This window comes from Pauljensenia sp. UMB3104 (assembly GCF_030217285.1).
Classification (GTDB): Bacteria; Actinomycetota; Actinomycetes; order Actinomycetales; family Actinomycetaceae; genus Pauljensenia.
In genome coordinates this window covers 1-357 of the sequence record NZ_JASONN010000107.1, presented here as the reverse complement: position 1 = coordinate 357, position 357 = coordinate 1, and the positions used below count along the sequence as shown (strand labels likewise).

1 protein-coding gene is annotated in these 357 nt (G+C 59.4%); it reads right to left on the bottom strand.

Annotated elements, in window-relative coordinates:
* The coding region (locus QP415_RS10965; protein WP_285100084.1) for a transposase at nt 1–357 on the bottom strand (357 nt) is incomplete at both ends.

Below are 357 nucleotides of genomic sequence, written 5' to 3'. Positions count from 1 at the left end.
AAGCCGGTGAATCCATCCATCGCGACGATCTCAATGCGCTCGCGCCAGGTGTCGGGCTGGGAGGCCAGCCAGGTTTTGAAAACCCGCTTGGATCGGCCCGGAATCATATCCAGGAGCCGGGAGGGACCACGACGGTCACGTATAGGAGTCAAGTCCAAGATGACGGTGACGTATTTGTCCCCGTATGGGGTGTGTCGCCACACGTGTTCATCCACGCCAATGACACGCACCCCCTCGAAACGATCAGGATCATCGATGAGCATGCGCTGGCCTTCACCTAAGATCGCGGTATTGGCAGTGTTCCACGACACGGCCAATACGTCGGCGACGCGCGCCACCGTCAGATGATGGACCACC